Raw genomic sequence first — 22,592 nt, 5'->3', positions numbered from 1 at the left:
AATCACCTCTAGTCTGCTGATTTAATCATTAATATATCTTTATCCGTCTTAACAGTTACAGTCTTTTCTTTAAATTCATTGCTGACAGTTAAAGTTCTGCCGATACTTACGTATGTATCCTGAATATCATATTTGAAACCTTCGAGAGTAAGCAGCGTCTTATCGTAGAGCGGAATAAGAGAAACGTATCTTTTATCATTATCAGCCTCAATTGTGTGAACGCCCTGAGGCAGCAGACGGATATCGTTCGTCTCATTAAGAAGACGGATATCGAGTTTCCGGAGATCCTCGTGCGCAAGCAGCTGAATGTTCATGAGCTCGTGATCTTTTCTGCCGCCGAGCGCACCGTATACATCTATCGCTGTATAACCGAGCTCTGCAAGAGACAAGAGCGCAAGCTCACTGTCCGTAAAATTTTTAGCACTCGGCACAATATCGAGTTCAAGACTCTCTTTAAATAAGTTTAAATCTTCGGCTGTGACACTGTCGAAGTCGCCGTATGCCCGGTCTATTTTAATTCCCGCTTCAAAGAGCCCTTTCACACCGGCATCGACACCCGCCCAAGGTGCATCGCGTTCGGCGGTAAAGGGAATATTGCGGAGCAGCACGTTAATGCGTTTCATAGCATCATTCCTTTAAGGCACTGATTGCGGCAGCTTTATCGTCTGCTTTAAATAAATAAGAACCGCTGACGAGTAAATTCGCACCGTGCACCTTAACAATTTCGGCAGTTTCGCCGTTAATGCCGCCGTCGACTTCTATATCAAATTTATTAGTTAAAGTTTCACGGATGGAAACAAGCTCATCCAGTTTTTCAACACACGAATCGATAAAGCCCTGGCCGCCGAAGCCCGGATTCACCGTCATAATTAAAACAAAATCAACGTCCGAAAGCAGATGGCGCACCGCTTCGACAGAAGTTTGAGGATTGAGTGCGATGCCTGCTTTCATGCCTTTACTTTTAATCAGCTGGACCGCGCGGTGAGCATGCGGTGTCGCTTCAATATGAAATGACAGCATGTCGACCCCCATATTTTTAAAGTCATCGACAAACTGTGTCGGATCGTATGTCATTAAATGGACATCAAGAGGAATCGATGCTTCTTTCGCAATCGCTTCGCATACAGGAATACCATAGGAAATGTTCGGTACAAACTGGCCGTCCATTATATCAAGATGAAAAATATCTGCCCCTGCCGCTTCCATTTCTTTAATATCCACACCGAGTTTTAAAAAATCGCCTGCGAGTAATGACGGTAATACTTTAACCATGTCTAATACCTCTCTTTTCTGTGATCAATTTCATTATAAATTTTTACATAGCTGTCGTATCGCGACTGCGCGAGCTCTCCCGATTCAACAGCCGCTTTAACGCCGCACTTCGGCTCCTTAATATGCAGACACTCTCTGAATTTGCAGCTGTACTGATTAAAATCGATAAAACAGAATTTAATATTGTATTTATCGATATTTAAAAAGTCTATCGTTGCAAAGCCGGGAGTATCCGCTATAAAACCGCCGTCGATACTGATCAGTTCAACGTGGCGCGTCGTATGTTTACCGCGGTTTAACGCATTTGAGATTTCGTCTGTTTTTAAATCAAGATGCGGCAGCAGCGTATTTAGCAAGGTCGATTTTCCTGCGCCCGACTGGCCTGCGAGTACGCTCAGCTTCCCATCAAAAACATCTTTTAAATCGTCGTTAATGTGGTCTTTATCGGTAAAATATACTTCGTACATCGGTGTATACACACTTTTTATTTCTTCGATGAGTATATCATTGTCGTTCAGGTCATTTTTCGTCACGATCAGCACCGGATTTATATCATTCGCTTCGCTGTGGGCAATAAAACGATCGAGCAGGTAAAAACTGAAATCCGGAGATTTTAAGCTCGCCGTTAAAAGCAGCTGGTCAATATTTGCGACCGGCGGTCTGTTAAGCGAGTTTTTGCGAGGCAGAATCGCTGTAATATAACCTTCGTCAACATTTTCTATTTGGAATTCAACATAGTCTCCGACAAGCGGGCTTTCCGCTGTTTTTCTGAAACGGCCGCGTGCACGTGTCTCGTACACCTTATTATTCGACTCTACGTAATAAAAGCCGCTCAGCGCTTTAATAATTTTTCCTGTCTGCATATAACACCTCGGAATTATTTAAATACAATTTTATTATAACAACAAATTAACTGTGATAATATTGAATTTGTTAAATAGAACTGGGAGGATATAAAAATGGATATAAATATTTCACAAATCGATACCGTTCAGCGAGATGACAACAGTGTCATTATCGATGTCAGGGAAACTGATGAACTTGAATTATCAGGATTTTTACCTGGTGCAGTGCACTATCCGATGAGCACATTTGATGTCGATGAAACTTCGCTCGATAAAGATAAAAGCTACTACATCGTCTGTAAATCAGGCGGACGCTCGAAACGCGTACAGGATTATATGACATCCCGAGGCTACGACGCGCACAACGTCGAAGGTGGCATGAGCGAGTATACAGGACCGCGAAACTATATGCACTAATTAACAATAAACGCGCAGCTCATAGTTTGTGAACTGCTCCCCCTAAAGCAGTTTACTTTTTTAAGTGTCTACTTTAGGGGAGCATATCATTTTGAGCTGCGCGTTCTTTATATACTTTTTTATTTTCTGTCTACTACTTCGTGAACGTTCTTGATGATAAATCCGCTCTTAATGTATCCCGGGATACTGTTAAGATCGACTGTCAGATCCTGTTCAGGTACATCGTAAGTCACTTTTTCAGCGAAGTATTTCATCGTTTCTTCCATAATGATTACCGTGATCCACTCACCGGCACAACGGTGGTTAGTCCAGTAGTCTCCGCCGCCCTGAGGAATAAGGTCGAACGGCGAGCCGTCCCAGTCTTCAAATCTTTCCGGACGGAATTCATTCGGGTCATCCCATAATGTTTCATCATGCATGGTACCGTAGACGTCTAGTGCGAGACCATGGCCTGCAGGAATTGTTACCCCCTGGAAGTCGATATCTACTTTAGCTTTACCAGGCAGGAATGGTACAAACGGGTAGTAGCGGCGGACTTCCTGAGAAAACTTGTATGCATAGTCCGGTTCGCTCTTAATTTTTTCACGCGTAATCGGATTTTCATGCATAGCAAGCAGACCGAAAGATACAAATCTGTTGATTGCGATTAATGGACGGAATGTATTCATTAAATCGATTGCACAATTTCGTGAGTCCATCGGGTTGCCGAGGTAATCCTCCCAGTGTGCGAATTCGTAAAGCGCCGTGCCTTCCGGCGGATGAATGTTGCCTTTACGCGTTTCGATAATCTGCTCTTCAAGCCAGTCTTCTACGCGTCGTCGAGCGTTTTTAGATTCTTTATATCCTTTAAATACGCCTCCGAGACCTTTGAATGAATCGATCATGATATCCATATCTGTTGCGATTCTTTCGATTTCTTCCGGCGGTGCCTGCACTCCGGCCCAGCGTGTACCAACTTTAGTCAGAAGAACGATAGATTCGCGGTAAATATTTACCTCGTCCATACTTTCCATACGCTGAGTGTTTGCACGCCATAAAGTACGTGTTAATTCACGCACGTAGTTCAGGTTGCCTTCAGTCATTAAACTCATAAATAATGCTTTTCTGTCGATATGTTTTTTACCATCAATCGTATGGATTGCACCTTTACCGAAAAGCGTATTAACGATACGTTTTGGCAGCATACCCTCACGCTGCACGATATCGTTGTTGTAGAACATTTCCGCGCCTTCTTTACCTGTAACGGCAACGAACGGTTTTCCGCCTAATGCTTTCGTTTCAAATACTGTAGTATTTAAGCGATTTCGCTGATTTGTTGTGTAAAGATATCCCTGTTTCATTACTTTCAAAGTATTATCCAGGCCTTTATCCCTCTTAAGTGATGCCATAATTTTATTCCTCCAATTCGAATGTACTTCACCATTATATATAAACAATAAAGCCAATGCCAATATTTACTGTTTATCCACAGTTTCGCTTATAACTTCTTCTCCGTCAACCTCAACACGGTACTGTCCGGATTCTCCTTCGGTCAGAATCAGCGAAATTGTATGGTTGGTATCCTCGGTAATTTCAAGAGTTTCCGAGACTTCCTTAATATCGCTGTCTTTATCACCGATAAAGATTTCCACTTCGACGGGCTCCATTTCAGAATCTTCTTTATCTTCGTCTTCGTCGCTGTCACTGTTTTTTTCTTCCGATTCAGGATAAGGGATGTTCAGCGAAATCTGATAAGTCGTTTCATCGGGAGGCTCTTCTCCGAGCGAGACAATAACGTTAATCTGAGAGCCCGGAAGGAAATCCCCGTAACTCGGATCCTGCGAGACTATCGCCCCTTCCGGCACTTCGCTGCTGTACACTTCTGTCGTCACGTTAACGATAAAGCCCCGGCTTTCCAGCTCTTCTCTTGCAGCTTCAAGGGAAGTCCCGACGTAGTTCGTAATCGGCACCGGTTCGATCCCGTCCGATACTGTAAATCTGACCGGTGTGCCGTCAGGATAAAGTTCTTCGCCTTCAGGCACCGACTGATCGAGAATTGTACCCGGCGGTTCATCGCTGTACTCGTTCTCCGCACCGACGTTAGTAAAGCCCGCCGCTTCAAGTTCTTCTGACGCGTCTTCATACATTTCGCCGACATAGTTTTCCATCGTATACGGCTCTTCTCCGAGCGAGACAAGCATATCAACCGTCCCGCCGCGTTCGACTTCCGTTCCGGATACCGGCGTCGTTTCAATGATCATGCCTTCTTCAAAATTATCATCGTACGTTTCTGAAATATTGCCTGCCTCAAGATCTTCTGACATCAGGTACTCCTCTGCCTCTTCAACTGTCCTATTCTGAAGATTTTCGAGGCTGACTGTCGGCGACTGTCTCGGCCACAGCAAGTAGATGACTGCTGCAGCTGCAGCGAGCAGAAATAACAGGATAAACAGAACCCACGGCCATTTACGGCGCTTTTTCGGAGGCTCTTTGTCAGCTTCCTGCTCTCCTTTAGACTCATGCACAGGGATCGGAGCCGCCTGGTTTTTTTCTTCGGGCACCGGTGTTTTCTCCACGGGCGCCGCTGTAATCATCGTTTTCTCCTGTTCTTCCTTCTTAACCGGAGTGTAAGGATCCGTAATATCTTTATAGTAGACGAGTGCCGACAGTACATCATCTGCATGCCTGTATCTGTTAACCGGTTCTTTTTCGGTACACTTCATAATGATGTTTTTTAAGCCGACCGGAATATCCCGGTAGTCGGAAATGTCCGGAAAAGGTTCCGAGATATGTTTTAAAGCTACTGATACGGCAGTTTCAGCTTCGTAAGGCAGACGCCCGGTCAAGAGTTCAAACAGCATAACACCAAATGAATATATATCGGTCCGTTCGTCTGTATTTTGTCCCTTTGCCTGTTCGGGAGAAATATACTGGACAGAACCGATGACCTGATTTGTTTCAGTCATGCGTGTTTCGCTCAGTGCTTTTGCAATACCGAAATCGGTAATTTTTACTCTGCCGTCTTTATCCAGCAAAATATTCTGAGGTTTGATATCCCGGTGAATAATTCCCCGGTCATGAGCATGTTCGATGCCGCGGAGCGTCATCATGGCAATGCTGATAACCTCGTCTATTTCAAGCGGGCTGTTTTTTAAAATATATTCTTTTAAGTCGGGTCCGTGAACAACTTCAGTGACGAGTATGTGATACTCATCTGTTTCATCCACATCGAGGACGCTGACAATGTTCGGATGTGACAGCTGGATTGTACTTTCGACTTCCCGCTGGAAGCGGCGCACCGATTTTTCTTTATCCAGCGGATCTGCCTTAATCATCTTCACGACTACTTCACGGTTTAAAATAATGTCTGTCGCCAGATAGACGGAACTCATGCCGCCGCCTAAGTATTTCGCAATCTTGTAACGTTCGGATACAACTTTACCGATCACTCTTCCCCACCTGCTTTCAGGTCGGCTAAAACAACACTGATATTATCCCGCGACTTATTATGTTCTGCAGTTTTTGTCAGCTGATCCGCTTTTTGCTGAAGTGTCATTTTCCTGCTGTACATCATATGATGAATTTCGTCCGGTCGTACAGTATCTGTGAGACCGTCCGTAGCCAGCACGACATAGTCATACTGCCTGCTTCGGAGACGAAACACATCAGCCTGGATAATTTTTTCAGTACCCATCGCTTTCGTTATTAAATTCCGGCGCGGGTGTGTCAGCGCTTCTTCTTCGGTAATTTCCCCGCTCGACACAAGCACGTTTACAAAAGTATGATCTTCAGTGACCTGTTCAATTTTACGGTTATTCATGACATAAGCACGGGAATCACCGACATTTAATACGAGAATCGAGGACTCGATAACTGCTACGAGCACGAGCGTTGTACCCATGCCTCTGTATTCGGCATGCTCTTCCTGATAATCGTATAATTCATGATTCGTTCTCATGACAAGATCACGCAGAAAGCGTTCTGCTTCATCTATATTAAACAGGTTATTATTTTCCCAGGCGGTTTTTACTTTATCGTAAACGAACCTGCTTGCCACTTCACCGTATTGGTGACCGCCCATGCCGTCAGCGATAAGGAGCAGCGGCTGGCGCGTGCGGTTATAAAAATGCCCTGTTAAGTCTTCATTGGTTTCTCTGTAATTACCGCAAATACTTTTCTCTGTTACTTTCAAGATTAAGCCTCCTATCCGTCACTTGCTGTCAGATTTTTTAAATCTTGCAATGAAAAAGCCGTCGGTTTGATGTTCATACGGAAGGATCTGTCTGTATGGTCCCGTAAAGTTAAAGGCCGGAATATTAAAATCGTCGAATTCAATATCTTCATGACGCTTTTTAAATGTATATGCAACATTTTCATTTTCCAGCTGATGAATCGTGCAGGTCGAGTAAATTAAGACGCCGCCCGGTTTTAAAAATTTTTTAACATTATCTAAAATCTCAAGCTGTAATTCAACTAATCCGCTGATGCTTTCTTCATTTCGTTCGTATTTAATTTCAGGTTTTCTTTTCACTACCCCGAGGCCCGAACACGGGGCGTCGACGATAATACGGTCAAACTGCTGTCCGTAGTCATGGCGCGCTGCATCTGCAACAAAGGCCTCGTAATTCGCATGCTTTAAGCGTGATGCTTCATTATCAATCAGTGTAATTTTATGTTCATGTACGTCACCGAGCGAGACAAAACCGTCTTCCATTGATTCAAGCGCATGCAGTCCCTTGCCGCCCGGCGCACTGCAGGCATCGAGAATATTATCATCATCATCCGGTTCCAGCGCCAGATTGACAAACATCGATGAAACGTCCTGAATTGCAAAAAAACCGTCCTTATAACTGCGGCTGTGTGTAATATTCTGTCCGTTAAATTCAATCGCATCCGGATGCAGGCCTGATTCTCTGACATCGTATCCTTCTGTCTTCAGCATTTCTATTAAGTTATCTCTGTCGACGAGTTTTTTATTGACTCTGAGATACATCTGGGGCTTTTCATTAAGCGATGAAAGAATACGCTCTGTTTCTTCAAGGCTGTAATGTTTAAACCAGTGTTTAACCAGCCATTTCGGCATACTGTATTTTAAAGACAGACGCGCTGCATCATTTTGAATATCATTGATAACAGGTTTTTCACCGCGGAGATATCCGCGGAGGATACCGTTAATCTGTTTGCCCGCCTGCAGTCCGCCGCGTTCTTTGGCAATTTCCACCGCTTCATTAATGACCGCAAAGTCCGGCACGCGGTCGAGATATTCCAGCTGATAAACAGACAGGAGCAGCAGATACCGCTGCCAGCGGCGCAGTTTCGTTTTAATAAATGGTCTGATGTAGTACTCCAAGGTCAGTTTGTGCTGCAGTGTCCCGTAGAGAATTTCTGTCAGCAGTCCCTTATCTTCGGGCTTCAGTTCTTCAAATCTTAAGGCATCGTTCAGCACGATATTGCTGTATGCTTTGTTGTCGATGACTTCTTCATATAATTCAAGTGCCAGTGCTCTTACTGTCATATATCTTCACCCAGTTTCCTGCCGATTAAATCACTGTTATTGTTAATAAAATCAAGCGCCTTGTTTTTCTTCTTGCCGGCGAGCTGAACTTCTGTAATATTCACGAGTTCATCGGCGGCTGCAACCAGAAAACCTGAGTCGCTCTTACCGGTAATCGTGCCCGGTTCTTTGTCCGTCCGCTGATCCGTCAGCTCCGCTGAAAATAATTTGAGGCGTTTGTCACCGAGCATCGTATGTCCTACCGGCCACGGGGCTAGACCGCGGATATGATTAAAGACTTCGCGTGCGGGTCTATTAAAGCTGATAACTTCATCGCTTTTTAAAATATTCGGGCTGAAGGTCGCATCAAGGTCATTTTGAGGTGTACGCTCGTTCGTTTCATCGAGAACTGCAGGCAATGTATCCATGAGGAGCGAAGCGCCGACTCTGCTCAGTTTGTCGAACATAGTTCCCGTATTGTCGGAGTCCTCGATTTTAATGCTCCTCGAGGCGATAATATCCCCTGCATCAAGTTTTTCCGCCATATACATAAGCGTCACACCTGTTTCAGTATCCCCGTTAATGACCGCACGGTGAATTGGTGCGCCGCCGCGGTGTTTCGGCAGCAGTGAGGCGTGAACGTTCAGCGCACCGAGCACCGGTATATTTAAAATATTTTCAGGCAGCAGCTGGCCGAAAGCCGCTGTAATAATCAGATCGGGCTTAAGATCTGAAACAATTTTGAATGCTGCTTCGCTCTTCATCGTTTCGGGCTGATAAAGTTCGATGCCGAGCAGTTTTGCTGCAAGTGCCACCGGCGGGTCCGTCATGACTTTTTTTCGTCCGACGGGTCTTGACGGCTGTGAAATTACCAGGTCGACACCGAATTCTTTATGAAGTTCTTTTAGTATTGGTACAGAAAAATCCGGAGTACCCATAAAGATAATTTTAGTCATATTAAATCTCCTACATAATATATTGTGGATCGACATCAATTTTTAAAGATAAACCTGTCTTTTTGTAAATCTGTGTATATTTCTCATCAAGTGCATCGAGTACTGCCTTAAGCTCCGGTTCACGTTTATATTTCAGCAGAATCTGGAATCTGTTTTTATTTTTAATTCTTTCAATAGGACTCGGTGACGGACCGATAATAATACAGCTTTCACTGACATTTTCAACCAGTATTTTGTGAATATCCGTCGTCGCCTGAAGGCAATCCTGAATGCGTTCTGCTGAAATGGTAAACAGAATGTGGAAATAGTAAGGCGAATAACGAGCAAATTTTCGAAATTGCATTTCTTTTTCATAAAAGCCGCGGTAGTCATTATCCTTGGCGAGTGTAATCGCGTAATGCTCCGGATTATAAGTCTGAAATATCACTTCGCCCGGCAGTTCGTGCCGGCCGGTACGTCCCGCCACCTGGGTCAGGAGCTGAAAGGTCCGTTCATTTGCCCGGAAGTCAGGGAGATTTAACATGGTATCAGCGTTCAGCACACCGACCAGGGTCACGTTCGGATAGTCGAGACCTTTGGCAATCATCTGCGTTCCGAGAAGTATCGGCACCTTGTCCGCTTCAAAACGGTTAAGCAGCTGTTCATGGGCACCTTTACGCTGAGTCGTATCAACATCCATCCTGATAATATCAACGTTAAAGGTATCCCGTAAAATTTCTTCAACTTTTTGAGTGCCTGTCCCTCTGAAAGTGACATCATTGGAACCGCAGTCTGCACACTTACGCGTAACCTGCTCTTCATAACTGCAGTAATGGCAGAGCAGACTGCTGTTGTTTTTATGATATGTGAGTGAAATATCACAGTTCGGACAATTCGGCACATGGCCGCAGTTCTGGCAGATCTGAAAGTTTGCAAACCCTCTCCGGTTTAACAGCAGCACGGTCTGCTCGCCTTTTTCTATCCTGTCCTGTATAGCCGCTTCAAGCTTCCTCGATAAAATTCCCGAGTTGCCGTCTTTGTGTTCATCGCTCATATCGACAATCTGTGCTCTCGGCATAGGCTGCATACCCGGCCGGTGCGTCAGTTCAAAGCGTTTGTACACTCCCTTTGAACTCCGTGCGTAGGATTCAAGTGACGGGGTGGCAGAACCGAGGACGACGGGGCAATTATGAAATGCCGCACGCAGTTTCGCCACTTCCGATGCATGATACATCGGCCGTTCCGACTGCTTGTACGTCGTTTCATGTTCTTCATCGATAATAATGATGCCGATATTTTTAAAGGGTGCAAATACAGATGAACGTGCTCCGACTGAGACGCGGGCACGGCCGCTTTGAATTTTACGCCATTCATCGTATTTTTCACCGTGCGACAAAGCCGAGTGAAGCACGGCAACATCATTGCCGAAACGCGCTTTAAATCTGTTGACCATTTGCGGGGTCAGCGCGATTTCCGGCACCAGCATAACAGCATCCCGGTGGTTATCAAGCGCCGTCTGAATAAGCTGCAGATACACTTCTGTTTTTCCGCTGCCTGTAATGCCGTGGAGCAGAAAGGTCTCATTATTCTCATTGTTAAGGGCCTCATTAATACTGTTAAAGGCAGCTGCCTGTTCGCTGGTCAATTCCTTTTCATAATCAGCTTCAAATACCGCTGATTCATACGGATCCCGTTCGACAACCATATCGAGTTTTTCAACATAACCTTTTTTCTCGAGTTCGCGGACGACTGCCTCTGAGTAGCCCTGCGCCTTCAGCTCTCTAAGCAGGACCGGTTCCTTGTAATCCTCAATAATCTGCAGTGCTTCTAGCTGTTTTGGTGCACGTTCAAGCGGTGCTTTATTTAAAAATAAGGAGCGCACTCCTTTTTGAACTTTTTTCTTCGTATGCTGTTTAATCTGAATATCTTCGTAAATTTCACCTGTTTCAATATAAGGCATGAGTTCTGCAAGATCCCTTGCCGGCAGACTCTTCGTTTCGAGTTCGCCGTTCACCGCATAGCTGTCATAAATAAATTTCGCTTCACCTGAAGCTGTATCATCAATCAGCAGCACTTTTTTTGATTTTGTTTTCAAAGCGACCGGCAGGATGGTTTCGATAACAGAAATATACGGTTCGATATAATAATTTGCCAGCTGTTTTGAAAGTTCGATCAGTTCATCTGTCAAAACAGGCTCGAGGTCCATGACCTTAACGATTTCTTTAACTTTGTCCGCCGGCACATCGCTGTCCTCGTGAATGCTCATCACGTAAGCCTGCACATGTCTCGGGCCGAACGGAACGAATACACGGTGTCCCGGCTTAATTACATCCGTGAGGCGGTCCGGTATTTTATAGTCGAAGAGCCGGTTGACATCCTTCGAGTTTACTCCGACGATTACTGCTGCAAACATCAGTGCATCACCTTGTCAAGAACGGCATCTGTTATCTTTTCGGCAAGTGCGGTTTTGGCCATTTTAGCGAGCGGCACTTTGCTGCCGTCTTTAAAAATAATAGTTACTTCGTTGTCATCGCTGTTCATGCCTATTGACGTATCCGACACATCATTCATAATAATCGCATCCGCATTTTTTGTTTTGAGCTTCGATTCTGCATAAGCTTCGACATTTTCCGTCTCCGCTGCAAAGCCGACAATATACATACCTTCACTGTTATGACCAGCATATTTTAAAATGTCCTGTGTTTCCGTCAATTCTATAACCGGCGCTTTGTCCGCTTGTTTTTTAATTTTCTGGCTGCTTTTATCTTTAACTGTAAAGTCCGAAACCGCTGCAGTAAAGATCCCGATATCTGCAGTCAAATGTGCTTTAACCGCTTCAAACATTTCTGCCGTCGATTCCACATCGATGCGTGTTACACCCGCTGGAGCCGGCAGATTTGTCGGTCCGCTGACAAGGATTACTTCAGCGCCGCGGCGTTTAAAGCTGTCCGCTATACTGTAGCCCATTTTCCCGCTTGAAAAATTGGACAGGTAACGGATCGGGTCAAGACGCTCCCTCGTCGGCCCCGCTGTAACGAGCACGCGTTTACCTTCCAGCTCGCGGTTTTCGTTCAGCATGTCATTAATTTTCTCCATAATATCCGGCACTGATGCAAGGCGTCCTTTTGCATTGTAGCCGCAGGCGAGAAAACCAGTTTCCGAGTCGATAAACTCTATACCCTGGCTTCGGAGCCTGTCGATGTTTTCCTGGACAGACGGCTGGTGCAGCATATGAACATTCATGGCAGGCGCCATTAAGACTGGTTTCGTATTGGCTGCGAGAATATTTAACAGCATATTATCGTAGATGCCGTTCGCAAATTTGCCGATGGTATTGGCTGTGACCGGCACCACTGCGATAAGGTCTGCCCACTCCCCGATATTAATATGTGCAATATGACTTGGGTTTTCTTCTAAAAAAGTATTAGTATAAACGTGATTTCTGCTGATAGCCTGAAAAGCAAGCGGCGTCACGAACTCGAGTGTGTTATCTGTCAAAACAACGCGGACTTCGTGGCACGACTGAATGAGTTTGCTCGTTAAATCAATTGCTTTATAACTTGCAATGCCTCCTGTAACTCCGAGGACAATATTTGCCAAATTAATCACCTCTTTAAAAAAAGCTGACAATTTCTTGTCAGCATCATTATATCTCTTTTATTTTTGTACAGTAACTTTGCCGGCTGCAATCTCTTCAAGAGAATAACCGACATTTTTTTTTGATTTGTATGAATCAAGGAGTGCCTCTTCCGGATGTTCCTGTAATTGTCTTGCGCGTTTTGCCGCCATCGTAACTACCAGATACTTTGAATCGACATGTTTTTTAAGTTCATGACCAGCTGGGTATAACATTAATTATTTGCCTCCAGTAAAAGTTTTCTTAACTTGTTTTCTACGCGGGAACGCTCGAGATGACTCGCTTCAACGATGCACTGTATTTTCTGGCGCGCCGTATCGACATCATCATTGATTACAACATAGTCGTATAAGTTCATCAAGCTGAGTTCGCGTCTCGCTTCTTTAATACGGTGATCAATCACTTCTTGTGAATCCGTACCGCGGCCAATTAGACGCTCTTCCAGCTGTGCCAGTGTCGGCGGAGCCAGAAAGATAAATAAAGCATCCGGGAATTTTTCCCTGACTTGTTTCGCACCTTCGACTTCAATTTCGAGAAAGACATCGTGTCCATCTGCAATTGTATCTTTAACGTAATCTACCGGCGTGCCATAGTAATTTCCTACGTATTCAGCGTACTCGATGAATTTATCCTGTTCAATCAGCGTTTTAAATTCTTCGTGCGACTTGAAAAAGTAATCTATGCCATCACGTTCGCCTTCTCGTTTCTGTCTTGTTGTCATAGAAATTGAATATTTAAAATTCGTCTCTGGGTGATCGAAAACAGCTTTGCGAACAGTGCCTTTTCCGACTCCCGAAGGTCCAGAGAGAACGATGAGCAATCCTTTATCAGATACCATAGAATGTAACCTTTCTAATTTTGATTACTTCTTAATGTATCATAGATTGCACAAAATTTCATCATTATAGCGGACATTAAATCCGCATTCATGATAAAATAATATGTAATCATTTTGAGGAGGATACGCCATGGCTTTTGACGGAAATTTTACACACGCCCTCACAGAAGAGCTGCAATTTTTAGTACGCGGTAAAATAAATAAAATTCAGCAGATGGATAATTCATCTCTCCTGTTTAAAATGCGCGCAGAGGGGAAAAATCATCAGCTGCTCATAAGCAGCCATCCGATGTACGCCCGCTTTCATCTGACGGAGCAGAAATATGAATTCCCTTTTGATCCGCCGATGTTTTCCCGTATTTTAAGAAAACATATCGAAGGCGGTTTTATTACGGAAATCAAGCAGCTCGGCAACGACCGCCAGGTGCATATTCATATACGTGCCATTAACGATATCGGTGATGATATTGAACGGATACTGATACTCGAAATTATGGGCCGGCATTCAAATATTATTTTAACAGATGAAAACTATAAAATTATCGACGGCATTAAGCATCTGACGCCGAATAACAACGTAAGGACGATTATGCCGGGCTTCACCTATGAAGGGCCGCCGACAGGCAGAAAATTAAATCCGAGAACTGAAGAGCTGAACGATCTGCCGAAGTTTATCGATTTTAATGCAGGCAAGCTGAAGCGGCAGATTTTAACAAATATTGAAGGTTTCAGCCCGGTCTTTATCGATGAAGTGGAATCCCGCGTTAAATATTTCAAGCCCGATAATATCGTCCCGGCAATTAAAGAGACACTGGTGAAGGCTCGTAATATTCAGCCGGTATATTACGATTTGAAGAAGCCGGTCTTTTACTTTACACCGCTCGAACATCTGGGTGAGCCGGATAAGGTCTACGGCACTCTCAGTGAACTGCTCGATGAATATTATCACCGTCGGTACCAGATTAGTGCCATCCGTCAGAAATCGTCGGATTATTTACAGGTCATTGAACGGGAACACGATAAGACCGTACGGAAGATTGCCAATCTTGAAGCGGATTTACAGGAAGCGGCCGAAAAAGATAAGTATCAGAAATACGGCGAACTGATTACTGCGTATATGCACAGCATAAAGAATTACCAGGAGTCGGCTGTCGTGATGGATTACTATACAAATGAAGAAATAGAAATTCCGCTCGATAAACAGCTCTCAGCCGCTGAGAACGCCCAGCGTTACTACAATATGTACAACAAATTGAAAAACCGTGAAAAAGTTGCGGAAGAACAGCTGCGTCTTGCTCATATGGACGTGGAATACTTCAGCAACCTGCTGCATCAGATGGAAAATATTACGACAGAAGATGAAGTCGAAGAAGTGCGGCAGGAATTAATTGAAGAGAAAATTATTAAAGAGCGGAAACGCGGCAAGAAGAAAAAGAAAGTAAATAAAATTCAGCTGCACGAGTTTGAAACATCGAACGGTCTGCCGATTTTTGTCGGCAAGAACAACAAGCAGAATGATTATTTAACCAACCGGAAAGCACAGAATAACCATCTGTGGTTCCACACGAAAGACATCCCGGGATCCCACGTGGTCATTGCGCACAATGCTTCCGATATATCCGAAGACGATATTTTAGAAGCGGCCATGCTGGCAGCTTTTCATTCGAAAGCCGGCCAGTCAGCAGGCGTGCCCGTCGACTATACTGAAATCAGACACGTTAAAAATATACCGGGAACCAAGCCCGGTTTTGTTACGTACAGTGAACAGTCGACAGTGCTGGTTGATCCGGATGCAGAGAAAGTTAAAGAAATGAAGAAAGATTAAAAAGGAAGCGCCGATGATTCGGCGCTTTTTTGTTGTTAAAATATTTTGTAACCGCATGAGACAATCCACACAAATAAAAAAACCGCCAAATCTGTCGATTTGCCGGTTCTGTTATATTACAATCCATCTCTGAAGCTGCGCACGTCGCCTGCACCTTTTGTATCCAGCACATTACGTTCCTGAGCCGCCTCAAGCAGTATATCAAGATCACACAATACCGAGTATGCACATTCTGCATTCTCAAATTTCTCCTGTGCACCTTTAATGCCGTATGAGAATATCGCAGCGACACCGAGTACTTCAGCACCGTCGTCACGCAGCGCCTCGACAGCGTTCAAACTTGAACCGCCTGTTGAAATTAAGTCTTCGATTACTACAACACGTTTGCCATTAACTGACGCGCCTTCTATCTGACGTGCTGTACCGTGTCCTTTTTTTGATCCTCTGACATACGCTGAAGGCTTGTTCAGACGGTCTGCGATTAATGTTGCATGAGGAATACCTGCAGTTGCTGTACCGACAATGACGTCCGTTTCTTCAAATTGGGCAAGCTGTTCTATCAGCAGCTCTATTACTTTGCGGTGGGCTTCAACATTTCCTAAGATCTGTCTGTTATCGCAGTAGATTGGAGATTTTATCCCGCTCGCCCATGTGAACGGATCTTTCGGCGACAGTTTTACCGCATCTATATCGAGTAACGTGTGTGCAACTGATGGATACATATTACTTGCCCTCCCATAATTGTTTGATTTCTTTGTAAGCTTTCGCCGGATTATCACTTTGTGTAATCGGACGGCCTACGACTATATAATCAGAACCGAGTTGTTTCGCTTTGTTCGGTGTAACAACACGCACCTGGTCGTCGTTATTATTTTCCGATAAACGGATTCCCGGTGTTACTGTTAAAAAATGTTCCGAGATTTCGTTATGAATCATTCTGCTTTCAAGCGGTGATGATACAACACCGTCGAGTCCTGCTTTATACGCAAGTTTTGCATAATGCAGTACGCTATCTGTTAATGACAGCGGTGTCTGCTGTTCACGCTGCATCGTATGTTCATCCATACTTGTCAGCTGCGTCACCGCAATAATTTTACCGTCTGCATTTTCTTTTCTGAAAGCCGATGCGGCACGTTTCATCATTTCATAACCGCCGGATGCATGAACGTTAACCATATCCACATTAAGTTTCCCGAGCACCGACATTGTGCGTTCGACTGTTGTCGGTATATCGTGTAATTTTAAGTCCAGAAAAACATCGTGGCCGTATGCTTTAATCACATCTATAATTGCCGGCCCGCTCTGCATATATAACTCCATGCCGATTTTAACATACAGTTTTTCATCGAAGCCCGTGAGAAATGACTTCGCCTCTTCGTATGTACTGAAATCTAATGCAATAATTGGTTTCGCTGTCATCTTAAAATTCCTCCTAATGTGTTAAAGAAAAGCCCGTTCTTTTATATCATGTATATGATTCAGATTCATTTCTTCTGTCTTTTTCTTAAGTTCATCAATCAGTTCTTTGCATATATAAGGATTCGTAAAATTCATCGTTCCGATTGCCACTGCATCAGCACCTACACTGATAAAGTCTAGTACATCATCGACTGTTGCAATACCACCCATACCGATTATAGGAATGTCGGGAAGTGCTTGTCTTACCTGATACACCATGTTTAAAGCGACGGGTTTAATTGCGGGTCCGCTTAAACCGCCCGTCGTATTTGCAAGTATCGGTCTGCCGTTATTATCAAGCCGCATTCCGACCAGTGTATTAATCATCGTAATGCCATCTGCTGCTTGTGCGACACTCTTCGCCATATCCACTATATTAGTGACGTTCGGCGACAGTTTAACATAGACCGGTTTTGCACTCACTTCTTTAACCGCCGCTGTCAAGCGTTTGGCTGTTCCAGGATCAGTGCCAAATTGAATACCGCCCTCTTTAACATTCGGACATGAAATATTTAATTCGAGTGCACTGACGTTCGGTGCTTTGGATATTTTTTTCGCCACTTCAACATAATCCTCAATTTTAGTTCCAGCAACATTGGCAATAACCGGCACATCAAACTGCTCAAGATACTTTAATTCATGTTCAATAATATAATCGACACCGGGGTTCTGCAGGCCGATAGCATTCAGCATGCCGCTCGATGTTTCAGCGACTCTCGGTGTTTTATTACCCATTCGGAGCTCTTCGGTCGCAGCTTTAATCATAATTGCTCCGAGTTCTGACAAATCATAGAGCTGTGAAAATTCTCTGCCGAAACTGAAACATCCCGATGCCGGCATGACCGGATTTTTTAAATCCAGACCGGGCAGGGAAATGTGTAATTTATCTATCACAGTACAATCGCTCCTTTTTCAAATACAGGGCCGTCTGTACATATTTTAAGCTGCTCGCCCGTCCTTGTTTCGCACACACATGCGTAACATACACCGAAACCGCAGCCCATTCTTTCTTCCAGAGAAATAAATCCATCCATCGCCATCGTGTTATCAAGCACTTTTAACATTACCTTCGGGCCGCATGCATAAAACTTATCGAAATCAGTACCAATATTTTGAATGACGTCTGTCACAAATCCGTGCACACCGTATGTGCCGTCAGCCGTTGCGACATGTGTCTCGCCGAAGATGTTGAAGTTTTCTTCATAGAAGACATCTTTTTTACTGTTAAAGCCGAGTACATGTGTTGTTTTGACACCCCGCTCATTCAGCTGTTTTGCGAGTTCATATAAAGGCGGCACACCGATACCCCCGCCGATAATTAGCACATGATCACCAGCTTCTGCCGTGTTAATATCGTAGCCGTTGCCTAGCGGCATCAGCACATCGACAGCTGCTCCTGTATTAATTTCAGCAAGCTTTTTAGTGCCGGGACCTTCTGCACGGAATGTAATTGTAATTTCACTTTTTTCCGCATCAATATTTGAAATTGATATCGGACGCCTTAAGACGTGTTCAGTCGATTTTGATACTCTGATGTGAACGAACTGTCCCGGACGGAGCGTATATTTATGAAGCTCCGTTTTCAATACCAGTTCAAAAATAGTATCGGCAATTTCTGATTTTTTTATTGCGGTTGCAAGTTGCAGCATGTCAGCACCCCTGTTTACTTATTGTTGTACACAATTTTTCCGTCAGCAATTGTCATAACGATATCGCTTGTCAGCCTTTCACCGTGAAACGGTGTATTCTTTGCTTTCGATAAAAAGTCATTCTTATCGAGCGTATATTCACGGCTTAAATCAATCAGTGTCAAATCAGCCGCACAGCCTGCTGCTATTTTTCCGCTCTCCAGTTTAAATACTTCACTCGGCTTAATCGTCATCCAGTCGATCACCTGCTGCAGCGTGAACACACCTGTTTTAACCAGTTTGGTATAAACCAGCTGGAAGGCATTTTCAATGCCGACTATGCCGAACGGCGCAGTTTCTATACCAACAGCTTTTTCATCTTCATGATGCGGAGCATGGTCTGTCGCGATAAAGTCGAGAGTCCCGTCAAGAAGTCCTTCAATGAGCGCTGCCCTGTCATCCGAGCCGCGGAGCGGCGGATTCATTTTAAAGTTCGGGTCTTTCTCGGTTATATCATTTTCATCCAGCACTAAGTGATGCGGTGTCACTTCTGCTGTTACTTTAATTCCCGCGCGTTTCGCGTCCCGGATTACTCTGACGCTTTCTTTCGTCGAGACGTGGCAGACATGGTAATGACAGCCCGCCGCTTCAGCGAGCAGCACGTCACGTGCGATCTGCGTCGATTCCGTAATCGCAGGAATTCCTTTAATACCGAGCAATTCACTCGTCATGCCTTCGTGAATTGCTCCGCCGTATATCAGCGTATTTTCTTCTGTGTGAGCAACGATTGCCATATCCAGCTTTGATGCTGCCTGCATGGCGCGGTACATCATGTCCGCGCTCTGTACACCGACACCATCGTCTGTAAAAGCGAAGGCACCCTCAGCTTGTAAGCTCTTAAAGTCCACGAGCTCCTCGCCTTTCAATCCTGTCGTAATCGACACGTAGGGCAGCACTTTTATGACCGCATCTTCTTTAATTTTCCGCTTTAAATCGCGGAGTATTTCAGGTGCATCAATAATCGGATTTGTATTCGGCATTGGACAGATTGTTGTGAATCCGCCGCGGGCGGCAGCACTCGTTCCTGATTTGATTGTCTCTTTATGTTCAAAGCCCGGTTCTCTTAAGTGGACATGAACATCGACAAGCCCAGGTGTTAATAACAGGCCAGTGCAGTCGATCATGTGCGTATCTGCATTAAGATTCTGTCCGATTTCAGCAATTTTACCATCTTTAATTAAGACATCTGATTTTTCTTCTTTATTATTGAGTAACAGCGTAGCGTTTTTCAAAAGCATTGTTGTTGCTCCCTTCCCCATCAAGTACTGATTCTAATATACTCATGCGCATAAACACTCCGTTTGTCATCTGTTCAAATATGACACTCTTCTCACCTTCAACGACTTCATCTGTAATTTCAACATTGCGGTTAATCGGTGCCGGATGCATAATCAGTGCGTGAGGCTTCATATTATCCATGCGTTCTTTGTTCATACCGTAGAGTGCGTTGTATTCTGACTTAGGCATCTGCGCATAGGATTCGTGACGTTCATGCTGAACGCGGAGCAGCATTATTACATCCGAGAGTTCCACCGCTTCATCAATCCCGATATATGGTATATTCAGCGTGTTATCCTGTAATTCAACAGGTCCTGAGAAGTAGACTTCCGCACCCATTTTAGTCAGTGCTTCTGCATTCGATTTTGCAACACGTGAGTGTTTAATGTCGCCGACAATCGCTATTTTAAGTCCGCATATCTGTCCTAAGTTTTCATAAATTGTCATCATATCGAGTAGTGACTGCGTTGGATGTGAGCCGCTGCCGTCACCGCCGTTAATAATCGGAATGTTGAGGTGTTCAAGTTCTTCATAATACTTATTATCCGGATGTCTCACTACAAGTGCATCTGCACCAATCGCTTCAAGTGTTTTGCATGTGTCGTAAAGCGATTCCCCTTTAGATACCGAGCTTGTTGATACATCGAAAGGCAGTCGTTCAACGTTTAGTTTTTTCTCGGCCATTTCAAAACTGAGTTTTGTACGTGTCGAGTTTTCGTAAAACAGATTGACGACTGTTTTATCGTTTAACTTCATCACCGGTCTGCCGTGTTTAATATCGATTGCTCTCGTTATTAATGCTTCGATTTCTTTCGGAGTGACATGTTCCATAGATAATAAGTTTTTCATTTAGTTCGTCTCCTTCTTAGGTAAAATTAGATTTAGAATAATTCCTGCTACTGCAGCTAGTGCCATTCCTTCAAGATTAAATGGAATATTGCCTATCGTGAAGTCTAAATGTGCTTTACCGATTCCGATGACTAAAATCACAGATGCTATAACCAGATTGCGTTTGTTATCAAAATCAATTTTTGCGTCGACCAGCATCCGGAGGCCGCTTGCTGCGATAATTCCAAACAGCAGAATCGACACGCCGCCCATAACCGGCGACGGGATACTCTGAACGACAGCCGTAAATTTACCGACAAAGCCGAGTATGACTGCAAGTATTGCCGCTCCGCCGATGACCCAGACGCTGAAAATTCTCGTAATCGCAAGAACACCGATATTTTCACCATAAGTCGTTGTCGGCGGCCCGCCGATTGTGCTTGCAAACATCGTTGCTACACCGTCACCGATAATCGAGCGGTGAAGTCCCGGTTTTTTAAAGAAGTTGCGGCCGACAATTTTGTTAATGACCATCTGGTGGCCGATATGCTCGGAAATTGTTACGAAAACGATCGGCAGCATGACCATGAAGAGACCGATATTCATTGCCGGCGTGTAATCCTTATATGGGATATACAAGTCCGGCAGAACAAACCAGCCCGTGCTCTTAATCAGCTCGAGATCTACAATACCGAACATTAAGGCTGAAATGTATCCTCCGATAATTCCGATTAAGATAGGAATCAACCCGAGGACACCTTTTAAGAAGATTGAAGCAAGTATCGTTATCACGAGTGTAATCAGCGCAACTGTAATGTAGATCATACTGTAGCCTTCCTGGTTGCCGGAGTCTGTATACATGGCCATATCCACTGCCACTGGTGCGAGGCCAAGGCCGATAACCATAATGACCGGCCCGACGACTATCGGCGGGAGGAGTGCGATAATCCATCCTGTGCCGGCAAGCCGGATGGCAAGACCGATTATAACGTACAGCACCCCGCTGAAGAACAGCGCTGTCAAAACTTCCCCAAGCGAATTCGCACCGAGGGCGATAGTAATCGGGAGTATGAAAGCAAAGCTTGAACCGAGGTAAGCCGGAATCTGGCCCTTCGTAATCAGGATGTACAGCAAGGTTCCGATACCGCTTGCAATCAAGGCTGCACTTACCGGCAGCCCTGTCAGAAAGGGCACCAGCACAGTCGCACCGAACATTGCAAACAAATGCTGCGAGCTTAAGAGCAGTCCTTGGAAAAATTTCGGTCTTTCATGTACATCGAGCTCAGGTTTTACACTGCGCTGAAAAATTTCATCTTCAAACTTTGCCATCTGTCAATCCCCTTTTTATTTAAAATATAGTAACGCTTGTTTCTCCATCAATCTCTTCTACTTTCACCGATACTTTTTCTGTTTTCGATGTCGGAATATTTTTCCCGATATAATCTGGCCTGATTGGCAGTTCCCGGTGACCTCTGTCGACGAGTATTGCGAGTGATATAGTCGTCGGCCTCGCCGTGTTGAGTATTGCGTCGATGGCTGCTCTGATAGTCCGTCCTGTCTGCAGAACATCATCGACGATGACTATGCTCTTGTCTTTATAGTCTGCATCGACTTCCACTGAGTTATCTGCCTGCACATCTTCTGGACGGTCGTCTCTGAAAGCGCTGATATCAATTGTGCCTGTCGGCAGCTTCACACCTTCTATTTTTTCGATGCGTTCCTGGATGCGGCGTGCCAGATGTTCACCGCGTGTTTTAATACCCAGCAGCACGATGTTGTCACTGCCTTTATGTTTTTCAAGTATTTCGTGCGACATGCGCGTCACTGCTCTGTTTATCTGCACACTGTCCATAATTGTTTTTGCTGTCATTGTTAATTCCTCCATTTTTTGCATAAAAAAATACTCATGCCAGAAGACATGAGTATATAGTTATTCTATATTTGCGCACAGCTTGCTACATAAGCCGCCCATTCCGGCCCGGCTTATTTTTTCATATGCACAATTCACGTCTTCTCAGCCTCACTGGACTAAAATTTAAAGACTTCGTATTTAATTGATTGAAATCATCATACCAGCCGCTTTATTTTAAGTCAAGCA

Annotated in this window: 22 protein-coding genes; 2 read left to right on the top strand and 20 right to left on the bottom strand. The window is 44.5% G+C overall.

Annotated features, from left to right (window positions below; genetic code table 11):
- Positions 1–8 precede the first annotated feature (8 nt).
- The 3 genes from DFR63_RS09715 to rsgA are packed head-to-tail and all read right to left on the bottom strand — an operon-like array spanning position 9 to position 2,135.
- On the bottom strand, positions 9–623 hold the full coding sequence (locus tag DFR63_RS09715) for a thiamine diphosphokinase (RefSeq protein ID WP_115885750.1): 615 nt from the start codon (positions 621–623) through the stop codon (positions 9–11).
- A 4-nt stretch (positions 624–627) separates the two neighbouring features.
- Complete coding sequence (gene rpe / locus DFR63_RS09710; RefSeq protein ID WP_115885749.1) at positions 628–1,272, bottom strand: ribulose-phosphate 3-epimerase; 645 nt, start codon at positions 1,270–1,272, stop codon at positions 628–630.
- A 2-nt stretch (positions 1,273–1,274) separates the two neighbouring features.
- Positions 1,275–2,135 (bottom strand): ribosome small subunit-dependent GTPase A, encoded by an 861-nt coding sequence (gene rsgA / locus DFR63_RS09705; protein ID WP_115885748.1) that lies wholly within the window; start codon positions 2,133–2,135, stop codon positions 1,275–1,277.
- 96 nt (positions 2,136–2,231) lie between these two features.
- Here rsgA and DFR63_RS09700 point away from each other — a divergent pair, with 96 nt between their 5' ends.
- Entirely contained in the window at positions 2,232–2,534 is a 303-nt protein-coding gene (locus tag DFR63_RS09700; RefSeq protein ID WP_135095707.1) for a rhodanese-like domain-containing protein, read from the top strand.
- A gap of 119 nt (positions 2,535–2,653) precedes the next feature.
- On the opposite strand, the gene DFR63_RS09695 is transcribed toward DFR63_RS09700, so the two are convergent.
- From DFR63_RS09695 to gmk, 9 genes are all read right to left on the bottom strand, one after another.
- A complete protein-coding gene (locus DFR63_RS09695; protein WP_211313796.1) occupies positions 2,654–3,922 on the bottom strand; it encodes a cytochrome P450 in 1,269 nt (422 codons plus the stop codon).
- 66 nt (positions 3,923–3,988) lie between these two features.
- Positions 3,989–5,962, bottom strand: coding sequence for a Stk1 family PASTA domain-containing Ser/Thr kinase (gene pknB / locus DFR63_RS09690; RefSeq protein ID WP_245954175.1), 1,974 nt, complete (start codon positions 5,960–5,962; stop codon positions 3,989–3,991).
- Positions 5,959–6,705: a Stp1/IreP family PP2C-type Ser/Thr phosphatase gene (locus DFR63_RS09685; RefSeq protein ID WP_115885746.1), complete on the bottom strand. Its 747-nt coding sequence runs from the start codon at positions 6,703–6,705 to the stop codon at positions 5,959–5,961. The genes pknB and DFR63_RS09685 overlap by 4 nt, the downstream gene beginning before the upstream one ends.
- An 18-nt stretch (positions 6,706–6,723) precedes the next feature.
- Complete coding sequence (rsmB, locus tag DFR63_RS09680; protein WP_115885745.1) at positions 6,724–8,028, bottom strand: 16S rRNA (cytosine(967)-C(5))-methyltransferase RsmB; 1,305 nt, start codon at positions 8,026–8,028, stop codon at positions 6,724–6,726.
- Positions 8,025–8,963 (bottom strand): methionyl-tRNA formyltransferase, encoded by a 939-nt coding sequence (gene fmt, locus DFR63_RS09675; RefSeq protein WP_115885744.1) that lies wholly within the window; start codon positions 8,961–8,963, stop codon positions 8,025–8,027. Before fmt ends, rsmB begins: the two co-directional genes overlap by 4 nt.
- Positions 8,964–8,973: 10 nt before the next feature.
- The gene (priA, locus tag DFR63_RS09670) at positions 8,974–11,355 is read right to left on the bottom strand and encodes a primosomal protein N' (protein WP_115885743.1); all 2,382 of its coding nucleotides are present in this window, start codon (positions 11,353–11,355) and stop codon (positions 8,974–8,976) included.
- Positions 11,355–12,542 carry a bifunctional phosphopantothenoylcysteine decarboxylase/phosphopantothenate--cysteine ligase CoaBC gene (coaBC, locus tag DFR63_RS09665; RefSeq protein WP_115885742.1) on the bottom strand — a complete coding sequence of 396 codons (1,188 nt, stop codon included), beginning with the start codon at positions 12,540–12,542 and terminating at the stop codon, positions 11,355–11,357. Before coaBC ends, priA begins: the two co-directional genes overlap by 1 nt.
- Positions 12,543–12,599: 57 nt before the next feature.
- Complete coding sequence (gene rpoZ / locus DFR63_RS09660) at positions 12,600–12,794, bottom strand: DNA-directed RNA polymerase subunit omega (protein ID WP_115885741.1); 195 nt, start codon at positions 12,792–12,794, stop codon at positions 12,600–12,602.
- Positions 12,794–13,417 (bottom strand): guanylate kinase, encoded by a 624-nt coding sequence (gene gmk / locus DFR63_RS09655; protein ID WP_115885740.1) that lies wholly within the window; start codon positions 13,415–13,417, stop codon positions 12,794–12,796. Before gmk ends, rpoZ begins: the two co-directional genes overlap by 1 nt.
- Before the next feature lie 130 nt (positions 13,418–13,547).
- On the opposite strand from gmk, the gene DFR63_RS09650 reads away from it, so the two are divergent.
- Positions 13,548–15,242, top strand: a complete 1,695-nt coding sequence (locus DFR63_RS09650; RefSeq protein ID WP_115885739.1) for an Rqc2 family fibronectin-binding protein — start codon at positions 13,548–13,550, stop codon at positions 15,240–15,242.
- Positions 15,243–15,358: 116 nt separating this feature from the next.
- Here the strand turns inward: DFR63_RS09650 and pyrE are convergent, their stop codons facing one another.
- Genes pyrE through pyrR form a run of 8 tightly spaced genes read right to left on the bottom strand, consistent with a single transcriptional unit; the run spans position 15,359 to position 22,364 of the window.
- Positions 15,359–15,964: an orotate phosphoribosyltransferase gene (gene pyrE, locus DFR63_RS09645; protein ID WP_115885738.1), complete on the bottom strand. Its 606-nt coding sequence runs from the start codon at positions 15,962–15,964 to the stop codon at positions 15,359–15,361.
- 1 nt (position 15,965) lies between these two features.
- Positions 15,966–16,661 (bottom strand): orotidine-5'-phosphate decarboxylase, encoded by a 696-nt coding sequence (gene pyrF / locus DFR63_RS09640; RefSeq protein WP_115885737.1) that lies wholly within the window; start codon positions 16,659–16,661, stop codon positions 15,966–15,968.
- A gap of 21 nt (positions 16,662–16,682) precedes the next feature.
- Positions 16,683–17,591 carry a dihydroorotate dehydrogenase gene (locus DFR63_RS09635; protein WP_115885820.1) on the bottom strand — a complete coding sequence of 303 codons (909 nt, stop codon included), beginning with the start codon at positions 17,589–17,591 and terminating at the stop codon, positions 16,683–16,685.
- Positions 17,591–18,349: a dihydroorotate dehydrogenase electron transfer subunit gene (locus tag DFR63_RS09630; RefSeq protein ID WP_115885736.1), complete on the bottom strand. Its 759-nt coding sequence runs from the start codon at positions 18,347–18,349 to the stop codon at positions 17,591–17,593. Before DFR63_RS09630 ends, DFR63_RS09635 begins: the two co-directional genes overlap by 1 nt.
- A 14-nt stretch (positions 18,350–18,363) precedes the next feature.
- Positions 18,364–19,626: a dihydroorotase gene (locus tag DFR63_RS09625; RefSeq protein WP_115885735.1), complete on the bottom strand. Its 1,263-nt coding sequence runs from the start codon at positions 19,624–19,626 to the stop codon at positions 18,364–18,366.
- The gene (locus tag DFR63_RS09620; RefSeq protein WP_115885734.1) at positions 19,592–20,515 is read right to left on the bottom strand and encodes an aspartate carbamoyltransferase catalytic subunit; all 924 of its coding nucleotides are present in this window, start codon (positions 20,513–20,515) and stop codon (positions 19,592–19,594) included. The genes DFR63_RS09625 and DFR63_RS09620 overlap by 35 nt, the downstream gene beginning before the upstream one ends.
- On the bottom strand, positions 20,516–21,823 hold the full coding sequence (locus DFR63_RS09615; RefSeq protein WP_115885733.1) for a solute carrier family 23 protein: 1,308 nt from the start codon (positions 21,821–21,823) through the stop codon (positions 20,516–20,518).
- A gap of 19 nt (positions 21,824–21,842) precedes the next feature.
- Positions 21,843–22,364 carry a bifunctional pyr operon transcriptional regulator/uracil phosphoribosyltransferase PyrR gene (pyrR, locus tag DFR63_RS09610; protein WP_115885732.1) on the bottom strand — a complete coding sequence of 174 codons (522 nt, stop codon included), beginning with the start codon at positions 22,362–22,364 and terminating at the stop codon, positions 21,843–21,845.
- Positions 22,365–22,592: the final 228 nt, after the last annotated feature.

It is taken from the genome of Jeotgalicoccus halotolerans (assembly GCF_003387165.1).
GTDB classification, from domain to species: Bacteria; Bacillota; Bacilli; order Staphylococcales; family Salinicoccaceae; genus Jeotgalicoccus; species Jeotgalicoccus halotolerans.
Note: the sequence above shows the minus strand (reverse complement) of the source record. Positions and strands in the feature narration are given on the sequence as shown.